The organism is Microbacterium yannicii, assembly GCF_024055635.1.
Lineage (GTDB): Bacteria > Actinomycetota > Actinomycetes > Actinomycetales > Microbacteriaceae > Microbacterium > Microbacterium yannicii.
The window spans coordinates 67,683-87,216 of the sequence record NZ_JAMXMB010000008.1; the positions used below are offsets into that span (position 1 = coordinate 67,683).

24 protein-coding genes and 4 tRNA genes are annotated in these 19,534 nt (G+C 70.9%); 18 read left to right on the forward strand and 10 right to left on the reverse strand.

The window, feature by feature from the left end:
* Positions 1 to 4: 4 nt before the first annotated feature.
* The gene (pdxY, locus tag NCG93_RS03400; protein WP_194415405.1) at positions 5 to 856 is read left to right on the forward strand and encodes a pyridoxal kinase PdxY; all 852 of its coding nucleotides are present in this window, start codon (positions 5 to 7) and stop codon (positions 854 to 856) included.
* A 62-nt stretch (positions 857 to 918) separates the two neighbouring features.
* On the opposite strand, the gene NCG93_RS03405 is transcribed toward pdxY, so the two are convergent.
* Positions 919 to 1,488 carry an HIT family protein gene (locus NCG93_RS03405; RefSeq protein WP_194416046.1) on the reverse strand — a complete coding sequence of 190 codons (570 nt, stop codon included), beginning with the start codon at positions 1,486 to 1,488 and terminating at the stop codon, positions 919 to 921.
* A 65-nt stretch (positions 1,489 to 1,553) separates the two neighbouring features.
* A complete protein-coding gene (thrS, locus tag NCG93_RS03410) occupies positions 1,554 to 3,548 on the reverse strand; it encodes a threonine--tRNA ligase (protein WP_252787428.1) in 1,995 nt (664 codons plus the stop codon).
* Positions 3,549 to 3,712: 164 nt separating this feature from the next.
* Here thrS and NCG93_RS03415 point away from each other — a divergent pair, with 164 nt between their 5' ends.
* The 3 genes from NCG93_RS03415 to NCG93_RS03425 all read left to right on the forward strand — a co-directional run bounded on the left by NCG93_RS03415 (position 3,713) and on the right by NCG93_RS03425 (position 5,596).
* Complete coding sequence (locus NCG93_RS03415; protein WP_194415404.1) at positions 3,713 to 3,925, forward strand: KTSC domain-containing protein; 213 nt, start codon at positions 3,713 to 3,715, stop codon at positions 3,923 to 3,925.
* Positions 3,926 to 4,217: 292 nt separating this feature from the next.
* Positions 4,218 to 4,430, forward strand: a complete 213-nt coding sequence (locus tag NCG93_RS03420) for a hypothetical protein (RefSeq protein ID WP_194415403.1) — start codon at positions 4,218 to 4,220, stop codon at positions 4,428 to 4,430.
* On the forward strand, positions 4,427 to 5,596 hold the full coding sequence (locus NCG93_RS03425) for a tyrosine-type recombinase/integrase (RefSeq protein WP_194415402.1): 1,170 nt from the start codon (positions 4,427 to 4,429) through the stop codon (positions 5,594 to 5,596). The genes NCG93_RS03420 and NCG93_RS03425 overlap by 4 nt, the downstream gene beginning before the upstream one ends.
* A 56-nt stretch (positions 5,597 to 5,652) precedes the next feature.
* On the opposite strand, the gene NCG93_RS03430 is transcribed toward NCG93_RS03425, so the two are convergent.
* Positions 5,653 to 5,922, reverse strand: a complete 270-nt coding sequence (locus NCG93_RS03430) for a hypothetical protein (RefSeq protein WP_194415401.1) — start codon at positions 5,920 to 5,922, stop codon at positions 5,653 to 5,655.
* A 282-nt stretch (positions 5,923 to 6,204) separates the two neighbouring features.
* Between NCG93_RS03430 and NCG93_RS03435 the strand changes: the two genes are divergently transcribed.
* The 11 genes from NCG93_RS03435 (at position 6,205) to NCG93_RS03485 (ending at position 12,764) form a co-directional block, all read left to right on the forward strand.
* Positions 6,205 to 6,417: a helix-turn-helix domain-containing protein gene (locus NCG93_RS03435; protein ID WP_194415400.1), complete on the forward strand. Its 213-nt coding sequence runs from the start codon at positions 6,205 to 6,207 to the stop codon at positions 6,415 to 6,417.
* On the forward strand, positions 6,414 to 6,764 hold the full coding sequence (locus tag NCG93_RS03440; RefSeq protein WP_194415399.1) for a hypothetical protein: 351 nt from the start codon (positions 6,414 to 6,416) through the stop codon (positions 6,762 to 6,764). Before NCG93_RS03435 ends, NCG93_RS03440 begins: the two co-directional genes overlap by 4 nt.
* Positions 6,765 to 6,779: 15 nt before the next feature.
* Entirely contained in the window at positions 6,780 to 7,262 is a 483-nt protein-coding gene (locus NCG93_RS03445; protein ID WP_194415398.1) for a hypothetical protein, read from the forward strand.
* A gap of 710 nt (positions 7,263 to 7,972) precedes the next feature.
* On the forward strand, positions 7,973 to 8,449 hold the full coding sequence (locus NCG93_RS03450) for a hypothetical protein (protein ID WP_194415397.1): 477 nt from the start codon (positions 7,973 to 7,975) through the stop codon (positions 8,447 to 8,449).
* Positions 8,446 to 8,793 carry a hypothetical protein gene (locus tag NCG93_RS20035; protein WP_194415396.1) on the forward strand — a complete coding sequence of 116 codons (348 nt, stop codon included), beginning with the start codon at positions 8,446 to 8,448 and terminating at the stop codon, positions 8,791 to 8,793. Before NCG93_RS03450 ends, NCG93_RS20035 begins: the two co-directional genes overlap by 4 nt.
* Entirely contained in the window at positions 8,786 to 9,184 is a 399-nt protein-coding gene (locus tag NCG93_RS03460; protein WP_194415395.1) for a hypothetical protein, read from the forward strand. Before NCG93_RS20035 ends, NCG93_RS03460 begins: the two co-directional genes overlap by 8 nt.
* 12 nt (positions 9,185 to 9,196) lie before the next feature.
* The gene (locus NCG93_RS03465) at positions 9,197 to 9,472 is read left to right on the forward strand and encodes a hypothetical protein (protein WP_194415394.1); all 276 of its coding nucleotides are present in this window, start codon (positions 9,197 to 9,199) and stop codon (positions 9,470 to 9,472) included.
* Positions 9,469 to 10,344 (forward strand): hypothetical protein, encoded by an 876-nt coding sequence (locus NCG93_RS03470; RefSeq protein ID WP_194415393.1) that lies wholly within the window; start codon positions 9,469 to 9,471, stop codon positions 10,342 to 10,344. The genes NCG93_RS03465 and NCG93_RS03470 overlap by 4 nt, the downstream gene beginning before the upstream one ends.
* 23 nt (positions 10,345 to 10,367) lie before the next feature.
* Positions 10,368 to 10,886, forward strand: coding sequence for a helix-turn-helix domain-containing protein (locus NCG93_RS03475; protein WP_194415392.1), 519 nt, complete (start codon positions 10,368 to 10,370; stop codon positions 10,884 to 10,886).
* The gene (locus NCG93_RS03480; RefSeq protein ID WP_194415391.1) at positions 10,883 to 12,328 is read left to right on the forward strand and encodes a terminase large subunit domain-containing protein; all 1,446 of its coding nucleotides are present in this window, start codon (positions 10,883 to 10,885) and stop codon (positions 12,326 to 12,328) included. The genes NCG93_RS03475 and NCG93_RS03480 overlap by 4 nt, the downstream gene beginning before the upstream one ends.
* Before the next feature lie 82 nt (positions 12,329 to 12,410).
* The gene (locus NCG93_RS03485; protein ID WP_194415390.1) at positions 12,411 to 12,764 is read left to right on the forward strand and encodes a hypothetical protein; all 354 of its coding nucleotides are present in this window, start codon (positions 12,411 to 12,413) and stop codon (positions 12,762 to 12,764) included.
* A gap of 228 nt (positions 12,765 to 12,992) precedes the next feature.
* On the opposite strand, the gene NCG93_RS03490 is transcribed toward NCG93_RS03485, so the two are convergent.
* The 3 genes from NCG93_RS03490 to NCG93_RS03500 form a co-directional block, all read right to left on the reverse strand.
* A tRNA-Val gene (locus NCG93_RS03490) sits at positions 12,993 to 13,064 on the reverse strand.
* 26 nt (positions 13,065 to 13,090) lie between these two features.
* Positions 13,091 to 13,161: transfer RNA gene (locus tag NCG93_RS03495), tRNA-Cys, on the reverse strand.
* 53 nt (positions 13,162 to 13,214) lie between these two features.
* A tRNA-Gly gene (locus NCG93_RS03500) sits at positions 13,215 to 13,287 on the reverse strand.
* A gap of 155 nt (positions 13,288 to 13,442) precedes the next feature.
* Here NCG93_RS03500 and NCG93_RS03505 point away from each other — a divergent pair.
* Positions 13,443 to 13,518: transfer RNA gene (locus tag NCG93_RS03505), tRNA-Val, on the forward strand.
* Positions 13,519 to 13,560: 42 nt separating this feature from the next.
* Here NCG93_RS03505 and NCG93_RS20295 read toward each other — a convergent pair.
* The 3 genes from NCG93_RS20295 to zapE all read right to left on the reverse strand — a co-directional run bounded on the left by NCG93_RS20295 (position 13,561) and on the right by zapE (position 16,722).
* Positions 13,561 to 13,866 (reverse strand): type II toxin-antitoxin system PemK/MazF family toxin, encoded by a 306-nt coding sequence (locus NCG93_RS20295; RefSeq protein WP_308212098.1) that lies wholly within the window; start codon positions 13,864 to 13,866, stop codon positions 13,561 to 13,563.
* Positions 13,867 to 14,207: 341 nt separating this feature from the next.
* Positions 14,208 to 15,476 carry an ammonium transporter gene (locus NCG93_RS03515; protein WP_194415389.1) on the reverse strand — a complete coding sequence of 423 codons (1,269 nt, stop codon included), beginning with the start codon at positions 15,474 to 15,476 and terminating at the stop codon, positions 14,208 to 14,210.
* A 217-nt stretch (positions 15,477 to 15,693) separates the two neighbouring features.
* Entirely contained in the window at positions 15,694 to 16,722 is a 1,029-nt protein-coding gene (gene zapE, locus NCG93_RS03520) for a cell division protein ZapE (protein WP_194415388.1), read from the reverse strand.
* A gap of 163 nt (positions 16,723 to 16,885) precedes the next feature.
* Here zapE and NCG93_RS03525 point away from each other — a divergent pair, with 163 nt between their 5' ends.
* On the forward strand, positions 16,886 to 17,791 hold the full coding sequence (locus NCG93_RS03525) for a sulfurtransferase (RefSeq protein ID WP_194415387.1): 906 nt from the start codon (positions 16,886 to 16,888) through the stop codon (positions 17,789 to 17,791).
* Between the two features lie 54 nt (positions 17,792 to 17,845).
* Positions 17,846 to 18,286, forward strand: a complete 441-nt coding sequence (locus tag NCG93_RS03530) for a SufE family protein (RefSeq protein ID WP_194415386.1) — start codon at positions 17,846 to 17,848, stop codon at positions 18,284 to 18,286.
* A gap of 23 nt (positions 18,287 to 18,309) precedes the next feature.
* On the opposite strand, the gene NCG93_RS03535 is transcribed toward NCG93_RS03530, so the two are convergent.
* Positions 18,310 to 19,512: an alpha/beta hydrolase family protein gene (locus NCG93_RS03535; protein WP_194415385.1), complete on the reverse strand. Its 1,203-nt coding sequence runs from the start codon at positions 19,510 to 19,512 to the stop codon at positions 18,310 to 18,312.
* Between the last annotated feature and the right edge of the window lie 22 nt (positions 19,513 to 19,534).

The window sequence follows — 19,534 nt, forward strand, 5'->3', positions numbered from 1 at the left end:
AGCGGTGAAGATCCTCTCGATCCAGTCCGCGGTCGCCTACGGTCACGTCGGCAACTCCGCCGCCGTCTTCCCGCTCCAGCGCATCGGCGTCGAGGTCATGCCGGTCTACACGGTGAACTTCTCGAACCACACCGGCTACGGCGCCTGGCGCGGCCCGATGATCACCCCCGACGACGTGCGCGACGTGATCCTCGGCATCGAGGAGCGCGGCGTCTTCCCCCAGATCGACGTCGTGCTTTCGGGCTACCAGGGCGGTGAGGGCATCGCCGACGTCATCCTGGACACGGTCGCCCGCGTCCGTGCCGCCAATCCCGCCGCCGTCTACGCGTGCGATCCCGTGATGGGCAACGCGAAGTCGGGGTGCTTCGTCGCGCCGGCCATCCCGGTCCTGCTGCGCGAACGCGTCGTGCCCGCCGCCGACATCATCACTCCCAACCAGTTCGAGCTGGGCTTCCTGACGGGGACCGAACCCGCCGACCTCGCGTCCACCCTCGCGTCGGCCGACCTCGCGCGCGCGATGGGGCCGCGCACCGTCCTCGTCACGAGCGTCGAGCGCCCGGATCGTCCCGAGGGCACGATCGAGATGCTCGCGGTCACCGACGACGGCGCCTGGATCGTGCAGACCCCGCACATCCCGATGAAGGCCAACGGCTCGGGCGACGTCACCGCCGCTCTGTTCACGGCGCACTACCGCCGCACCGGTGACGCGGCCGACGCACTGGCCCGGACGACGTCGAGCGTGTACGACCTGCTCGAGCGCACGCACGCGTCGGGCGAGCGCGAGCTGCAGCTCATCGAATCGCAGGAGGCCTACGCCCACCCACGCCTGCAGTTCGAGGTCACGCAGGTCCGCTGACAAGTGCGGGAGGATGCCGCGAGCCGCGGCATCCCCTCCCTCTCCGGGATCGGCTCCCGGCTTCAGTCCTGCCAGGCGTCGGCGACGACGCGGCGCACGTCGCTGAGGAGCTGGGGCAGCGCCTTCGTCTTGGCGATGATCGGGAAGAAGTTCGCGTCGGCCGCCCATCGCGGCACGATGTGCTGGTGCAGGTGCTCGTCCACGCCGGCGCCGGCCACGTGGCCCTGGTTCATGCCGATGTTGAAGCCGTCGCACCGCGACACCTGACGCAGCACGCGCATGCCCTGCTGGGTGAGCGACCCGATCTCGGCGACCTCCTCGTCGGTCGCCTGGTCGTACGTCGCGATGTGGCGGTACGGGCACACCAGCAGGTGCCCCGAGTTGTACGGGAAGAGGTTGAGCAGCGCGTAGGCCGTGCGGCCGCGGAAGACGATCAGCCCGTCCTCGTCGGACTTGCGCGGCGCCTCGCAGAACGGGCACTCCTTGCGCAGCACCTCGGGACCCGCCTGGATGTATGCCATCCGGTGAGGTGTCCACAGGCGCTGGAACTCGTCCGGCACGCCTGGAAGCGTCGCCGCGTCGACGAGCGCGGCATCCTCCTCGGAGACCGCGCTCGTCGATCCGACGCTCACGCGCCCTTCGACAGGCTCAGGAACCGTCACCTCGCGTGCGCGACTCCCGGCATGCGGGTCGTCGCTCACGCGAAGTCCTCCGCGGTGTTCACCAGGGCGTGGGAGGCGATCGCCTCGCGGACGCGGCGCACCGCGTCTGCGATCGGCACGCCGTTCTCCTGGGTGCCGTCGCGGAAGCGGAACGACACGGTGCCGGCGGCCTGGTCCTGCGCGCCGGCGATCAGCTGGAGCGGCACCTTCTGCGTGGTGTGCGTGCGGATCTTCTTCTGCATGCGGTCGTCGCTGTGGTCGAGCTCGGCGCGCACGCCCTCGGCCTTCAGCTGGTCGATCACCTCGCCCAGGTAGTCCGCGAAGTCCTCGGCGACCGGGATGCCGACCACCTGCACGGGCGAGAGCCACACCGGGAACGCGCCGGCGTAGTGCTCCAGCAGGATGGCGAAGAACCGCTCGATCGAGCCGAACAGCGCACGGTGGATCATGATCGGCCGCTTCTTCTGGCCGTCACGGTCCGTGTACTCCAGTTCGAAGCGCTCCGGCAGGTTCGGGTCGACCTGCACCGTGGACAGCTGCCAGACGCGGCCGATCGCATCGCGGGTCTTGAGGTCGATCTTCGGGCCGTAGAAGGCGGCCTCGCCGGGCACCTCGGTGAGCTTCAGGCCGCTCGCCACCGCGACGTTGCGCAGGGCGTTGGTCGAGTAGTCCCAGAACTCGTCGGAGCCGATCCACTTCTCCTTCTCGTCGTCCCGCATCGACAGTTCGAGTTCGAAGTCGTCCAGGCCGAAATCGCGCAGCATCGAGATGACGAACTGCAGGACGTCGGTGGCCTCCTGCTCCAGCTGCTCGGGGGTGACGAACAGGTGGGAGTCGTCCTGCGTGAAGCCCCGCACGCGGGTGAGCCCGTGGAGCGCGCCCGACAGCTCGTTGCGGTAGACGGTGCCGTTCTCCGCGAGCCTCATCGGCAGGTCGCGGTAGCTGCGCGCCCGCTCCTTGTAGATGAGGATGTGCATCGGGCAGTTCATAGGCTTCAGGTAGTAGTCCTGACCCTGCTTCGTGATCTCGCCGTGCTCGTCGCGCTCCTCGTCCATCACGATCGGCGGGAACATGCCCTCCTTGTAGGTGACGAGGTGGTTCGAGGTGAGGAACAGGTCCTCCTTCGAGATGTGCGGGGTGTAGACGTAGGTGTAGCCGCCGGCGATGTGCCGCCGGCGCGCGTGCTGCTCCATCTCGCCGCGCACGACACCGCCTCGCGGGTGCCAGACCGACAGGCCGGAGCCGATCTCGTCAGGGAACGAGAACAGGTCGAGGTCCTTGCCGAGCTTGCGGTGATCGCGCTTGGCGGCCTCCTCCAGACGGCTCTGGTAGGCGCGCAGCTCGTCCTTCGAGGGCCAGGCGGTGCCGTAGATGCGCTGCAGCTGGGGGTTCTTCTCGCTGCCGCGCCAGTATGCACCGGCGATGCGCTGCAGCGCCCAGCCGTTGCCGAGCACGCGGGTGTTGGGCACGTGCGGGCCTCGGCAGAGGTCCTTCCACACCGTCTGACCGTCGCGGTCGACGTTGTCGTAGATCGTGAGCTCGCCCGCGCCGACCTCGACCGAGGCACCCTCGGTCTTCTCGGCACCGCCGCCCTTGAGGCCGATGAGCTCGAGCTTGAACGGCTCGGATGCCAGCTCGGCCCGCGCCTCCTCGTCGGTGACGACCCGTCGCACGAAGCGCTGGCCCTCGCGGACGATGCGCTGCATCTCCTTGTCGATCGCTTTGACATCCTCGGGGGTGAACGGATGCTCCACCCCGAAGTCGTAGTAGAAGCCGTCGGTGATCGGAGGGCCGATGCCGAGGTTCGCCTGCGGGTTGATGCGCTGCACGGCCTGCGCGAGCACATGGGCGGCCGAATGCCGGAGGATGGCCAGACCGTCCGGGCTGTCGATCGGCACCGGCTCGACGGCATCCGTGTCGTTCACCACCGTCGCGAGGTCTTTCAGCTCGCCGTTCACCCGCAGTGCGACCACGGAGCGGTCGGGGAACAGGGCGAAGCCGTCGGTCGGATAGGACACAGCGTCAGTCACGGAAACTCTCCTGGGAATGGCTCGGATCAAGGCTACTCAGCTTCGGACGCACGACGCGCCCCGCCCGCTCAGGCGCCGAGCGTTCGCGTGTCGGTCTTCACTGCCGCCGTCGCGGTCGACCAGACGAGTTCCACCCCTCGAGTGTACCCAGTAGCCTGAGCGGGATGCGGCGGCACCACATCGACTCCACGGCGATCGCGTCGGCCGGCTACGACGCCGCCACGGCCGTGCTCGAGATCGAGTTCACGTCCGGCGAGATCTATCGCTACTTCGCCGTGCCGCCCTCGATCCACCGCGGACTGCGCGCCGCCGAGAGCGCCGGCCGGTTCTTCCGCGAGCGGATCCGGGACGTCTATCCGTCCGAGCACGTCCACTGACCCGGGGAATGAGAAAACCCCCGCCGAAGCGGGGGTTTCAGGTGGTGCGCGATACTGGGATCGAACCAGACACGCAACCTCGCGCACGCGCGCGAGATATAGGGGCACGAACCCTCGGAATTCCCCGACATTCCGGCGTTACTGGCATACTGGACTAGGGCACACGCACGCACTCTGGGGCATTCGCCCGGGGCACGTGTGGGCACGACGTGGGGCACATGCCCCCCAGACAGAGCGACGGCCCCGAGGCTGCACACCTCGGGACCGTCAGGCCGATAGGAAGGATCGACCGATGCAGGACACTACCCGCTCACCGCTGGACAGGCTGTACGCCGCAGCGCTGACGCTCGCCGCTGGCCTCGACGTAGACGACCAAATGGCGGACCTCGCCGAGCCCGGCGACCGCTCCCCCGCCGCCGACGCCCTGCGCGCTGCGGACCGGGCCGCAGCGCTCACTGAGTACCGCGCCGCATTCCACGCGCTCGACGCCGAGATGCTGCGATGAGCCGCCAGGCGTTCGGCTCGCTGCGGCTGCTCCCCTCGGGCCGGTATCAGGTGCGCTACCGGCACAACGGCGAGCGGCACAACGCGCCCGTGACGTTCACGACGAAGAACGCCGCGCGCGAGTTCTTGAAGCGCACCGAACGTGAGATAGCCGCGGGCACCTGGCGCAGCGCCGCCGAGGATGCCGCCGAACGCGAGGCTGTCGCCGCCGCCCGAGCTGCCGCCGATGCCGAGGCGGCGCGCCGCGGAACGCCGTTCGGCACGTTCGCCGAACGATGGATCGGACATCGATACAACGCCGCCGGTAAGCCGCTCGCGGCGACGACACGGGCCGAATATGAGCGACTGCTGCGCGGCCCCCTCGCTCCCCTCGCCGACCTCCCCGTGTCGTCTATCGACCTGGCGACCGTGCAGGACTGGCGGGCCGCGCAGCTCTCGGGCGGGAAGGTGACGCAGACGGCGCGCGCCTACGCGCTGCTGCGCTCGATCCTCTCGGACGCCGTGCACCGCGGGCTGCTCGCCGAGGCACCGCGCCCGATCCGCGGCGCAGCGGGAGCGACGACCGGCAAGCGTGTTGCACCTCCGACCGCGGATGAGCTGGCGACCATCCTCGACACGCTGCCCGAGCGGCTGCGCGCGTTCGCGCTCGTCGCTGCCTACGGCGGGCTGCGCAGCGGGGAGCTGCGGGAGCTGCGCCGGGGCGACGTGGAGCTGACCGGCGGCGATGTCGTGCTGCACGTGCGGCGAGGCGTGACGCACGCGGGCGGGCGTGCTGTCGTCGGCGGGCCAAAGACAGCGGCGGGCGTGCGCGATGTGCTCCTGCCTGAGGTGGCCGCGCGTCCGCTGCGCGCCTACATGGCCGAGCATGTGCCGATCAACGCCGACGCGCTGCTGTGGCCCGCCGCGGATGGCGTGAGCCACCTCCGCCAGTCCACCATTGCCCGGCACTGGCAGAGGGCGCGCGAGGCGGCGGGCCGTCCCGACCTCCCGCTGCACGCGCTCCGGCACTACACCGCCAGCCACTACAGCGCCGCGGGCGCGACCTCGCGGGAGGTGGCCGACCGGCTCGGGCAAGCGAGCGAGGGCATCGCGCTCCGCTACACGCACTCGACGGGACGCGAGGCCGATCTAGTGGCCGCGATGGACGCCGCAGCTCGTCGCGCCTGACCTCTCACCCAGCCCCGGCACGCCCTGCCGGGGCTCTCGTTAGGTTCAGCGACCATCTACCGCGCGCTGGGTCCGATGACGCCCGTGAACATGAGCACAGGGATCAGGACGCCCAGAACCAGGAACGCCACCCCGCCGAGTCGGTACCAGATCAGGATGAAGCGTCGCGGCATCATCGCCTGCTGAAGACGATGCGTGGTGCGGGTGATCGACATCCAGTTGATGTAGATGTCCGCCGGTACCTCCGGTTTGAACGCGAACAGACTCCCTAGCGCGAGGGCTACGACCGCCCACACTGCTACGAACACGTACTTGGCCCATTCCACCTGGCCAGCGTATGCGCATCGGGCGCGACCGCCCGTCTGGTCCTAACCGCGGTTCGGGAAAAACGCAGATCAATGTACAAAACCTGGCCTGCGCGGTAGTCTGCTGGTAGGCGGGGCGTAGTGCCCCGAGGCGGCGTGGTGGCTGCCGAGGCGCGTTCCCCGGCTATCGGAGCTGGGCCGCTACACCCGAGCGAATCGGCGCGGCTGTCGTGAGCCGCAGCGGCCCGTCATGGGCTGCGCTCCCCCGCGCTCTCGCGCCCCCGCCTACCCGTGGAGCCGATCATGCCCCGACCCCCGCGCCCCGCGCCCGTGCTGACACCGGAAGCCGCCGACCACTATCTGCCGCTGACGGCATCCGCGGCCTACCTCGGGATGCACCGCGACACGCTGCGCCGTGCCATCGACCGCGGCGAGCTGCCCGCCCGGAAGTTCGGCCCTCGCGGCGATCTGCGCATCCGCCGCCGCGACCTCGACGCATGGGGCATCCCGGCATGAGCGACCGCCTGCCCCGCTCGGAACTGTTCGCCCCGTTCGGCGCTATCACGGCCTGGCCGTCCGCGCCCTGCTACTGCGGCCTGCACCCGCTCGGCATCGACCACCTCGCCGCGACCCTCGCCGAGCTTGATCCGCTGTGGTTCGATGCCGCCGAGACGCGCAGCCGTGCCGCGATCCTCGCCGCGAACGTCGCCGAGCTGCGCGGACGCGGCGAGCTGGTGCCCGACGCCCTGACCGCTGCGCTCACTGAGGCGGAAGCCGCCGCCGACGACGCGCAGCGCATCGCCGAGCTGCGGGATGAGCTGGACGGCGGGCACGACGCCGACCCCGAGCGGGCCGAGGGCTGAGCTGTGGCGATTCCGATGCGGGCCGCGATTGACGGCCTGCTGCTGGCCGTCGCGGACGACGACGCCGTGAACGTCTCCACCCCCGCCCTGCGCGTGCTGCGCGCCGTGCTCGAACGCATCGGGCCGGGCGGTTACTGCTGGGCGGATGCGTTCGGCCTCGCTGACGCCGCCCGCCTCCGGGTCGCGAAGGGCGCGCGTCGCGGCGCTCCGGCCACGGACACGGCAGAGCGCGCGCTGAGAGCATGGGCCGCGCTCGGCGTACTCGAACGGCTCGAAGCGCGATCCCAGGGCGGCGCTGTGCGTCACGTCCTGTACTACTGCCCGAGGCTCACCGGCATACCCGCGCCGCTGCTCTCGCGCGGCCTGCGCTACGCCGTCCTGACGCCATGCGAAACGCCCGAGTGCGAGCCCGAGGTGACCGTGCCCGAGGCGTTCGCGCTAGGTGGCGCACATTCTGCGGCACCAGTCCACGACTGGGAACGCGAGGCGCGGCGATGACGCACGTCGAAACCGCGCGCGCGGCCCGCTCGCCCTACTCCCGACTGGTGGCGCACATTCTGCGCCACCTAGAGGCGACCACCTCGCTACCGCTCGGCGGGCACCTCTCCGAGGCACCTCACGACCCGGACGCGCTCACCCCTCCCCCCTCCGCCCCCCTAGCGGGGGGAACCATCACCCTCCGGGCGATGGCGAGCGATGAGCACGTGTTGGTCTCGGCGACGGATGACGACAGCGGCACGCAACCCAGCGCGCTCCGGGGACGCCATCACGGGCGAGCAACCATCTCCGCACCGAGAGCCACCCCGGAACCCGACACCTCGCCATCGTCATCAGCGGCGCGAAGCGCCTACCCAGACTCGGCAGACTCAGAGACGCGAGACTCCCTGCACCTCGCGGACGTGGCCCGTCCTGAGACAGTGCCCGCTCGCTCGCTGGCGCTCGCTCGCTCGTACGCGCGCGAGGCACGAACCGCCGAGACGTGCGACCTGTCCCGGGGGACGTCCCGGGGGACGCGCCAGCCTCGCGCCGCTGTGCGCCCGGTAGACGCGATGAGCGCCGCGGACGGGCAATCACCCCACCCCGGCCCCATTCGCGCGCTGATGCCCCCGCCGCGCCTTAATCCGGTGCCAGGCGACGGCAAGGGGCATCCCCGCGATGACGAAGCGGGCACCCCGAGCGGGCACTACTGGCTAGATGCCAGTGGCGCGATGGCCCCCGATCCGCGGAACGACGCGCCCCGGCTGCTCGTGCTGCTGACGCCTGGCCGTTCGTGCCCCACACGTGCCCCTCTCGCGACCATCGGCTGCTATGCCTACGCCTCGGCCCATGCCCGCATCCGGCGTGCTCTCGGCCCCGCCTCGGCATACCGCTGCGCGTTCGGCTGCGGAGGGCGTGCCGCACACTGGGCGCTCTGCGGCGAGCTGGACGGACTGCCGACCGAGGACCGCCGCGGGCACTCGACGCCGTACAGCCTCGACCTCGCGCGCTACCGTCCGGCGTGCCGGTCCGACCATGCCCGCTACGACAGCGCCCGCCGCCGCGCGCTGCGCCTCGGCCTGCCGCTGCCCGCGACGCCTCCCCCGCCGCAGCACGACCCCGAACCCCTGTTCGACCTCACCGAGCCCGAGGCCGGCCCTCAGCCCCGCCGCTACTGGGCCGCACCCTCACGACGGAGGACACCATGAGCGAGCGCGACCCCTCCCGCCGCCTCGCCGCAGCTCGTGCGCGCGCCGAGGCGGTCACCGCGCAGCGCCTCGCCGCCGACCGTGCCGCCGCCCGAGCGGCCCGTGTCGCCGATGTCCGCGCCGGTCTGGCGCTCGCCGCCGACCGTGCCGCCGCCGTCGCTCGTCCGCCCCGCGACCCCATCGCCGAGCGTGCCGCCGCCATCCGCGCCGAGATGGCCCGCGCCGCCCGCCTGGCGCCGTGGGCGTCGGACATGGCCCGCGAACGCGAGCGCCTCGCCGCCGACCTCCTCGCCGCAACCCCCGACCATCACGACGCCTACGACTGGGAGATGACCCATGCCTGACCACCGCCTCGCCTACGCGACCGGACCCGACACCGACGCGGCGGACGCCGCCACACTCGGCGAGGGCGACCGCCGCGCCCACAACGCCCGCCGTGCCGCCCCCGCGGCGGCACTCGATGGCGCCGCTCGCGCGTGGACACGCGACCCGCGGAACCGCCGCGCCGAGCCCGACGCCGACAGCGTGCGCGTGTCCCTGGCACGGTCCGCGGTGACGCCCGAAGCGCTCGCGGTCGGATGCCGCACGCACGCCGCCGAGCCTGGCGCGTACTGCTGGGCCGACCCGCGGGCTGTCTGCGGCTCCCGGCTCACCCTCGCCCGCATGGCTCGCGCCGAGGCGCCCGACCCGGACGCGATGCCCGCCCACGTCTGGCGCGGTCCGCGCCGCCGCTGAGAGGAGACCGCCATGCCCGAAGCCCTGTACCGCGGTGAGTCCTGGGACCACCAGCAAGCCCGCGAGCGCCTCGCCGAGCGTGACCGACAGGCCGCACAGCGCGAGCGTGTCGACGCTCTCGCGCGACGCCGACAGGCCGAAGCCGCCCGCGGCCCCGAGTCCGCACCGCCTGCCGCGGAACCGCCCGCCGGACCTGCCCCCGCGGAGCAATCGAAGCGCCGCACGTGGCGCGACCTCGGCCCCGACGACATCAACCGATACGCCCTCGCAGAAAGCCGCCGCCCATGACCACTGCCGACCTCGCTCCCATCGGCTTCCAGGCCACGCCCGAGGGGATGACGCCCTGTGCCGTCTGCGGCATCCCGACGACCGGGCCGACGACCGACTACCCCGTGTTCTCCCGCGTCGTCGCGACGGCGGCAGGCGAGCGCGCGGACACGATGCCGAAGGGCGCGAGCGTCGCCTTGCCGACGTGCTCCGACTGCCGCGACATCGAGGCCAGCGCCGCCGCCATCGTCGCCGCGCATCCCGGACTCCGCCGCGCCCTCGGCTCCGTCGCCGCCTGGCAGACGACGACGGCGCTGTACGGTCTCAGCGCCCTCGGCCAGCCTCTGCCCGGCCAGGACATCGCTCCCGCTCGGCTCCGCGACCTCGTGCACCGCCTCGCGGCTCCCGGCGCCGTCGTGGCGTACTCGCGCCGGTTCTCTCCGGTCTGGCTCGCCGACTCCGCCACGAAACTCGCCGCCCGAACGCCGTGGAGCGCTGTGGAACTCGACGCCCTCGCCGAGTGCCGCGCGGCCGCTGTCGAATGGCTCGCTGACGCTCGGCCTGCGCGCCCGCTCGCCCACCCGAACGGCGAGCACTGCGCATGGTGCGGCACGGCAACCGCGATGGGGCGCCGCACCTCCGAAGCCTGGATCGGGAAGCTCTGCGCCACCTGCGCCGACGTGCAGTCCGGCGGCGGGACCTCGGATGATGCGCTCTGGCAGGCCGTCGACCCCGACCGGGCGATTCGCCGCCGGATGCCGAGACGCCCCCGCATCGACGGCGCGACGCCGTGGCGGCAGAGGCGCGGCGGGAACGGCGCCCCGTGGTCGCATCTCGGCGGCGTCGAAGCCTTGCGCCGCGACGTGGCCCGCCTCGTCGGCGTGACCCTCTGACGAGAGCGACGGAACGGGACATCATGGGACACCCTGCGGGACATCTCGAAGCGCGGAAGCTCCGAGCCGAGGGGCATTCGCTGCGCAGCATCGCGGGACAGCTCGGCGTCGGTCGCTCAACCGTCATGCGCTGGTGCGAGGGCGTCGACCCCGGCCCGCTGCGCGCACTCGACCGCGGCGCAGCCGAACGCGCCCGCCAGGACTATGAAGCCGAGGCCGACACCATCGCCGCGGACGTGCTCGACCGGGCGCCCTGGCTGGCCGCAGCTCCCGAACACGTGACCCGCTACGCCCGAGCTGTCGCCCGCGAGCGCATCGCCGAACGCCTGTTCACGCGACGCGCCCCCGACCTCGACAGCCTCGCCGACCTCGAAGCTGCCGCCGCCGTCGTGGACACCGCAGCGAAGCACGCCGAGGCGCGAGGCCGGGCGCTCGGCCTCGACCCCCTCACCGCCTCGAAGATGACCCGCGCCCGCGTCGTCGTCACCCTCGCCGAAGTGCTCGCCTCGCAGCCGCCGACACGCGCAGAGATTGAAGCATGATCGACCCGTATCGGCTGCTGTGCCGCCTGCCCATCGACGGCGGGGAGCTGTGGGGCAATGCTGCCGAGCCGTGGCAACGCGCCGACGCCCGCGCGTTCCTCGCGGACACCGGCCCTCGCCGTCACGACTGGCTGCGCGGGCGCGGCATGAGCAAGACCGGCGATGCCGTCGGCCTGATCCTGGCGCTCATGCTCGCCGGGCGTGCGCCCGTCGGCGGACACGGCCACTGGTACGCCGCCGACCACGACCAGACCGTGTTCGCGATGGACGCCGCCCGCGGCTACCTCGCGCGGATGCCCGCACTCGGCGATGAGCTGGAGCTGCAAGCCCGCGCGATCATCCACCGCCCGACCGGTGCGAGCGTCACCCTCGAAGCCGCCGACGCCGTGAGCGCGTACGGTCAACGGCCCTGGCTGCTCGTCGCCGATGAGCTGGGCATGTGGCCGAACCGCGGTAAGCACGCCGACCTGTGGGGCGCCATCGTCTCGGCCATGCCGAAGGTGCCCGGCTCGCGGCTGCTCGCCATCGGCACGGGCGGCTCCCCCGACAGCATCGGCGCGCGACTGTGGGGCACCGCGACCGCCTCGGACCACTGGCACACGTCGCGCAACCCCGGCCCGCCGCCGTGGTGGACACCCGAGGATGTCGACGCGCTGCGCGGTGACCTCACCCCCTCGGAATGGGCGCGGCTCGTGGAATGCGCGTTCGTGCTCGGCGACGACACGCTGACCACCGAGGCCGACATCGACGCCTGTACCCGCGCGACTGGGACGCTGCCGCCCATGCCCGGCGCGCGATACGTCGCGACCCTCGACCTCGGCGTGAGGCGGGACTACTCGGCGCTGACCATCGCGCACGTCTCACAGCTCCCGCGCGGGCGCGTCGCCATCGTTGACCGCGTGCTGCTGTGGAAGCCGCCCCGCGGCGGGCGCGTCGACCTGACCGACGTGGAGACAGGCGCCCTGGCCGCGTGCCGCGAGTACCGCGTGAGCGCGCTGCACTACGACCCGAACCAAGCCGAGATGCTGACGCAGCGACTCGAACGCGCGGGCGTCTCGTGCATCCCGTACCTGTTCGGCGCCTCGGGCGGCGGGACGGGCGCGGCCCGCCTCGCCCGCGGCCTCGCGAACGCCCTGCGGGATCGGACCGTAGAGCTGCCCGCCGACCCCGAGCTGCGCCGACAGCTCGCGACCGTTCGACTCGTGGAAGGTGTGAGCGGCAACGTCAAGATGCAGAACCCCGCCGGGGAGCACGACGACGCCGCCGTCACCGTCGCCATGGCTGCCGTGCTGCTGCTCTCCCAGCCCGAAGGATCGGCGCACATTTCCAACCCCGCCGAGATAGCGCAGCGCATGGGCGTCACGGTGCCCGCGCGCATCGGCGGCGGAGGCCTCGCCCCGAGCTACCCCGGAAGCGGCTACCGGCGGGGATCGACGCGCTAGACCGAGAGGCCGACGGTCGCGGGAGGGCGTCGTTGCGGGATCGTGACTCGCGCGGTCAGTGGGAGTCGTTAGTCTCCGATCCATGACGCATGAGGGCGCGCAGCCGTTGTATCGGGCTCCACGTCCGATCGGCACTCGGGTGCTTGTGGGATGGTCGATCGTTTCCCTCGGCGTGTCCGGACTCGCGTGGCTGTGGATCTGGCAGGCGATCTTCTTCGCGCAACAGGATCTGATCGAGGGTCTGCCAGTCGTCACGTCGTGGATGACTGCAGGCACGTTCTGCGCTGCGAGCATTGCGGGCGCGGCGGTTTGCCTAGGGCTATGTCGCAGAGTGGAGTCGCACCGGTCGCGCACGAGAGCGGTCGTATCGTCCTCGGTTGCGCTGGCGGTGGGGATCGCGACCGCTCTGTTCGTCGTGGCGTTGCCGTTTATGTAAGCGGTGGACCGCGACGCGTGCCAACTGCTGCGAGCCGCTGCCCGCGGACTTGGGCGCCGCCTCACAGCCCTGGGCGTTCGGAAGGCCTGCCGACCGGCCTGCGCCGCGGCCGCATCCGAGCCGCGTGGCACACGTAGGCCCTCGAAAAGGGGCACGTGTGGGGCACGTGACTCGTTCGACCGTGCCCCCGAAACGCAAAAACCCCGGCTAATCCGGGGTTTTCGTCTGTGCGCGATACTGGGATCGAACCAGTGACCTCTTCCGTGTCAGGGAAGCGCGCTACCGCTGCGCCAATCGCGCCCAAAGGGGCTGTTCAGTTGTCGGCGAGGTGGCGACGGGATTCGAACCCGTGTAAACGGCTTTGCAGGCCGGTGCCTAGCCGCTCGGCCACGCCACCGCGTGTGGTTTGACCCCACGTGCTGTGATCCCTGGAGAGGATCCCTGCACTTGAGCGGATGACGAGACTCGAACTCGCGACCCCAACCTTGGCAAGGTTGTGCGCTACCAACTGCGCTACATCCGCATTTCGTTCCCAGGTTGTTCACCCGGGCACTTGAAAGACTCTAACCGATCCGCGGCGTCCTGCCAAACCAGACGCGCCCCGCGCGTGTCACCCTGACGTGGTCCGAGGCACGCTCCGGCATCCGGTAGGATCGGTAGTCGTCCCCCTCGGGGAACGGGCGATTGGCGCAGTTGGTAGCGCGCTTCCTTCACACGGAAGAGGTCATCAGTTCGAGTCTGGTATCGCCCACCATTTCGGCCCGGCCACGCGAGTGACCGGGCCTTTTTCGTCCCTTCAGCCGCCGACGTTCCAGCCGTAGCGGCGGTGCAGCGCGTCGGCCACGCGCATGAAGCGATCGAGCTCGAGAGCGGATGCCTCGCGGCGCATGCCTTCGCGATGCACGCTGTAGAGCTGCTCGATGTCGATCCACGAGGGGCGACCCTGCGCGTCCCACTCCCCCGGGCCGATGGCGAGGAAGTCCCGGTCGCCGTCGTGGGCCTTGCTCGTCAGGCGGACGGCGTAGACACGCTCCTGGCTCTGCCGGGCGATCACCAGAACGGGGCGATCCTTCCCGCGACCGTCGTTCTCGGTATACGGCACCCAGGTCCAGACGATCTCGCCCGCGTCGGGATCGCCGTCCTTGTGGGCGCATACGTGATCCGCAGGGCATCGGACGCAGGCGGCGGCACCTCCACGGTCGCGGCGGGGCCGCTGCGGCTCTCCGCAGGCACCGCCCTGGTGGGCGCGTGCGAGGGAGCGGGTCGCCGCCGGGGGCGCAGGATGCCGTTCAGGATGCCGAACAGCCCGTTTCGCTGTGTCACGATCGCCATCCTAGGAGCGGGGACGACTTCACCCACGCACGCCGGCGGGCGCCGTGACACGCCGAAGGGGCGCCGCGGCGGGGGGAACCGCGGCGCCCCTTCGGGCCATTGCCGTGCGTGTCAGGCGCGGGTGCCCTCGAGCACGTAGCCTTCCTCGCCGTGGACGACGGTGTCGATGCCGGCGACCTCGTCCTCGTTCTTGACGCGGAAGCCGATCGTCTTCTCGATCGCGAAGCCGATGACGTAGGCGAGCACGAACGAGTACACCAGCACCGAGACGGCGGCGATGGCCTGGACCAGCAGCTGGGTGGCGTCGCCGGTCCAGAACAGGCCGGTGGCGGTGGCGAAGAAGCCCAGGTAGAGCGTTCCGATCAGGCCGCCGACCAGGTGGATGCCCACCACGTCGAGCGAGTCGTCGAAGCCCCACTTGTACTTCAGCTCGATCGCCAGGGCGCAGACAGCGCCGGCGATGAGGCCGAGGACGATCGCCCAGATCGGGTCGAGCGAGGCGCATGCCGGCGTGATGGCGACGAGGCCTGCGACAGCGCCGGACGCGGCTCCGACCGACGTGGGCTTGCCATCCTTGATCTTCTCGACGACCATCCATGCCAGCAGCGCAGCGGCCGGTGCGGCGATGGTGTTGACGAACGCCAGGGCGGCGGTGCCGTCGGCAGCCAGCTCCGAGCCGGCGTTGAAGCCGAACCAGCCGAACCACAGCAGGCCGGCGCCGAGGAGCACGAACGGCGGGTTGTGCGGGACGTGGACGCCCTTCTGGAAGCCGAGGCGCTTGCCCAGGACGAGTGCCAGTGCGAGGGCTGCCGCACCCGCGTTGATGTGGACGGCGGTGCCGCCGGCGAAGTCGATCGCGCCGACGCCGAACCACTCCTGCATGCCGTACGTGATCCAGCCGCCGTAGGCGAAGCTGCCGTCCTCGGCGAGGCCGAAGTTGAAGACCCAGCTGGCGACCGGGAAGTAGACGATCGTCGCCCAGATGGCGGCGAAGATCATCCACGAGCCGAACTTGGCGCGGTCTGCGATGGCGCCCGAGACGAGCGCGACGGTGATGATGGCGAACGTGGCCTGGAACGCGACGAAGGCGAGGGGCGGGTACGCCGCACCGTCGGGCACCTCGAGCAGGCCCTTGAGCCCGATGGCGGACCAGTCGATCGACCACGGCGGGATGAGGCCGTCAGAGCCCGGGAACGCGATCGCATAGCCGTAGACGACCCACAGGACGCCGATGAGGCCCATCGCGCCGAAGCTGAGCATCATCATGCTGATGACGCTCTTCGCCTTCACGAGACCGCCGTAGAAGAACGCGAGTCCTGGCGTCATCAACAGGACGAGCGCCGCGCATATCAGGATGAATGCGGTGTTGCCTTGATCCATCTCGAAGAGAACCTCTCTGCAGGGACGCAGGTATAGCGTCGGGTCCCCTCAGTGTGACCACGGTCCGTTTCGGCAGCGGGCCGACCCGTGTTTCTCCCGCGTTACGCGAGGGCCTCGCACGTAAACATCGTGTTTCGCAGGGCCGAACGGCGGCCGCGAATCCGACCGGAGTCGGCCGGTCGGGCGGGTGTCGGGTCGCTCAGTCCAGTGTCGTCGCTCAGTCCAGTGTCGATGCGACGAGCCGCGAGATGGCCCGCAGATACTTCTTGCGATAGCCGCCGGCCAGCATCTCCTCGGGGAAGACCAGGTCGAGCGACGTGCCGGTGGCACGGATCGGCAGCTGTGCGTCGTAGACCCGGTCGATGAACGCCACGAACCGCAGGGCAGCGGACTGGTCCGCGAACGGAGCGACGTCGCGCAGACCGACGAGCGACAGCCCGTCGATGAGCCGGATGTAGCGCGACGGGTGCACGCGGGCCAGATGGGCGACGAGCGCGTCGAACGCGTCGTCAGACGCGAGGCCCGCAGCCGCGGCATTCGCGATGGCGGCTTCGTACTGCGCCGGCTCCAGCACGGCGGCGTGGCCGTCGAGGGCGCGATGGCGGAAGTCGGTGCCGTCGATGCGGATGGTCTGGAAGCTCGCTGCCATCGCATGGATCTCGCGAAGGAAGTCCTGCGCGGCGAAGCGCCCTTCCCCGAGCGCGTTGGGAGGCGTGTTGGATGTCGCTGCCAGGCGTGTGCCGGATCCGACGAGTTCACCGAGCAGGCGCGTCATCACCATGGTGTCGCCCGGGTCGTCGAGCTCGAACTCGTCGATGCACAGCAGGTCCGCTCCCCGGAACAGCTCCACCGTCTTCTGGTAGCCGAGCGCCCCCACGAGCGCTGTGTACTCGATGAAGGATCCGAAGTACTTCCGGCGTGCCGACATCGCGTGGTAGACGGAGGCGAGGAGGTGGGTCTTGCCCACGCCGAATCCGCCGTCGAGGTAGACGCCCGGCTTGAGCTCGGGACGCTTGGCGCGTCGGAAGAGACCGCCCTTGGCGGGCGTCGACGAGCCGGAGAAGGCCTGGAGCAGATCCTTCGCCTGCTGCTGCGACGGGTAGGCAGGATCTGCGCGATACGTGTCGAACGTCGCGTCGGCGAACTGCGGAGGCGGGACCAGTGCGGCGACCATCTCCGCGCCGGCGAGCTGGGGGGCGCGCTCCGCGAGATGGACGACGCCGGTGCGTGTGGCGGAGGCGGTCATGCGGATCCTGTGTCGGAGTCTTACAGAGGGGCTGTGCACGCCGCTCCGGGAATCTATGGTCGGAGGCGACGGTTCAACCCTAACCGTCGCCCGTGTGCGCCTGCCTCGCCTGACGCCGGATGACAGCCGTCCGATCGAACCGCACCCGACATCAGGAGATCCCATGCCCGTCGAGACCGACACCTCCTCGCCGAAGTTCGCCGAGTACGCCCAGCCGGAGCGGCTCGTGACGGGCGAGTGGCTGCACGCGCATCTGGGGCGGCCGGGTCTGGCGATCGTCGAGTCCGACGAGGATGTGCTGCTCTACGAGACCGGTCACATCCCGGGCGCGGTCAAGGTCGACTGGCACACCGAGCTCAACGACCCTGTGGTGCGCGATTACGTGGACGGCGAGGGCTTCGCCGCCCTCCTCAGTCGCAAGGGCATCTCACGCGGCGACACCGTCGTCATCTACGGGGACAAGAACAACTGGTGGGCCGCCTATGCGCTGTGGGTGTTCTCGCTGTTCGGGCACGAGGACGTCCGCCTGCTCGACGGCGGACGCGACAGATGGATCGCCGAGGGCCGCCCGATCACCACCGCGCAAACCGACACCACGCCGTCCGAGTACCCGGTCGTCGAGCGCGACGATACGGCGCTGCGCGCCTACAAGGACGATGTGCTCGCGCACCTGGGCAACGGGCCGCTCATCGACGTCCGCTCGCCCGAGGAGTACGACGGCTCCCGCACCACCGCCCCGGCCTACCCCGAAGAGGGTGCGCTGCGCGGCGGGCACATCCCGTCGGCACAGAGCGTGCCGTGGGCGCGCGCGGTCGCCGCGGACGGCGGATTCAAGACGCGCGCCGAGCTCGACGCGATCTACCGCGACGAAGTCGGCCTGCAGGACGGCGATTCGATCGTCGCCTACTGCCGCATCGGCGAGCGGTCCAGTCACACTTGGTTCGTGCTCCGGCACCTGCTCGGCTTCGGCGATGTCCGCAACTACGACGGATCGTGGACCGAGTGGGGCAGCGCCGTGCGCGTGCCGATCGTGACCGGCGCGGAGCCGGGAGCCGCTCCCGTCCGCTGACTCAGCCCCGCTGAGCAGGATCCCGTCGACGCGTCGCGTGGGAGGATGGCAGGGATGACCGAAGCCGTCCTGCCCGACCGTCTCGCCGAGATCCGCGACGAGTTCCTGGAGCTGCCTCAGCCCGACCGGCTCCAGCTGCTGCTGGAGTACTCCTACGAGCTGCCGCCGGTCCCTCCGGAGTACGAGGACCATCCCGAGCGGTACGAGCGCGTGGTGGAGTGCCAGTCGCCCGTCTTCATCGTGGTCGACGTCGACGACGACGGCATCGTCGCGATGCACGCCACTGCGCCTCCGGAGGCGCCGACGACGCGCGGCTTCGCGAGCATCCTGGCGCAGGGACTCACCGGACTGTCGGCGGCCGAGGTGCTCGCGGTGCCCGGCGACTTCCCGCAGACGCTCGGGCTCACCCGCGTGGTGTCGCCGCTGCGGATCTCGGGCATGACCGGCATGCTGCTGCGGGCGCAGCGGCAGGTCCGCGCGGCCACAGCCGCCTGACGCGCTGACGGACTGCGGTCCGCTCAGTCGGCGGTGATTCCCTGGCTCGCCAGCCAGGCGCCGATGCTGCTGCTCCATCGCTCCTGGTCGTAGTTCCAGAGCTTGGTGTGCCGCGCCACTTCGAAGACCTGCATCTCCACCAGGTCGGGACGGGCCGCAAGGAGGCGGTGGGACGCGTCGGACGGCACGAAGCCGTCGTCGTCGCTGTGCAGGATCAGGATCGGATGCCGCAGCTCGGCCGCCCGGGCCACGACGTCGAGCTGATCCAGTCGGATCCCCGCGCTCGCCCGCGTCAGCGGAGACGCCCACTCGACCTGCAGTGCCTCCATGGCCAGCCGGCTCACAGCGCCGGGCACGCGCTCCGCCCGTGCGTGGTAGCTCAGCACCGTACGCCAGTCGACGACCGGCGACTCGAGGATCAGGCCGGCGATCGCGTCGGCGTGCGGCGAGTTGAGGGACAGCTGCAGTGCGATGGCGCCTCCCATCGACCAGCCCATGACGATGATCCGCCGCGCGCCGCGGCGGCGGGCGAAGCCGACCGCCGCGTCGACGTCGCGCCATTCGGTCGCGCCGAGCGTGTAGGTCCCGCTGCGGCTGCGGGGTGCCTCGGCGTCGTTGCGATACGAGACGACCAGGGAGGTGATGCCCAGCGCGTGGAAGACCGGCACCGCACGGAGGCATTCGGCACGCGTCGTTCCGCGACCGTGCACCTGGATGACCCAGGTGTCGCCCTGGCCCGCGGGGAACAGCCAGGCCGGGCACGGACCGACCGTCGACCCGATCAGCTCCGGCGTGAACGGCAGGTGCAGCTGATCGGGGTGGTCGTAGTACCAGCCGCTGAACGCCGCCTCGGGCTCCAGTCGCGCCTCTGCCGGGACGTGGGTGAGGAGCTTGCGCTTGACGCTGGTCGCGTCTTCGGACAGCACGGAGCCGAGCTTGATGTAATCGGCGGACCCCGTCGTGAACAGTCCGTAGCGGCCGGGCAGCTCGGTGTCGGCGGTCCGCGACAGCGTGATGGTCTGAGCGGCGGTGTCGAGCGCCAGGATGCGGGTGTCGGCCAGCCGGCGTGCCGGGGTGACGACCTTCCGTGCCATCAGCACGGAGCCGGCGGCCAGGGCGCCGAGCGCACCGGCGAGGGCGACGCTCAGGACAGTGAGCGCTGCCTTCACGCCGGCGACGAGAGCAGGGGATGCGGCGCGCACTGCGGCGCGCCTGGAGGCGACCATCGAGGAACGATCCTAGTCTGTC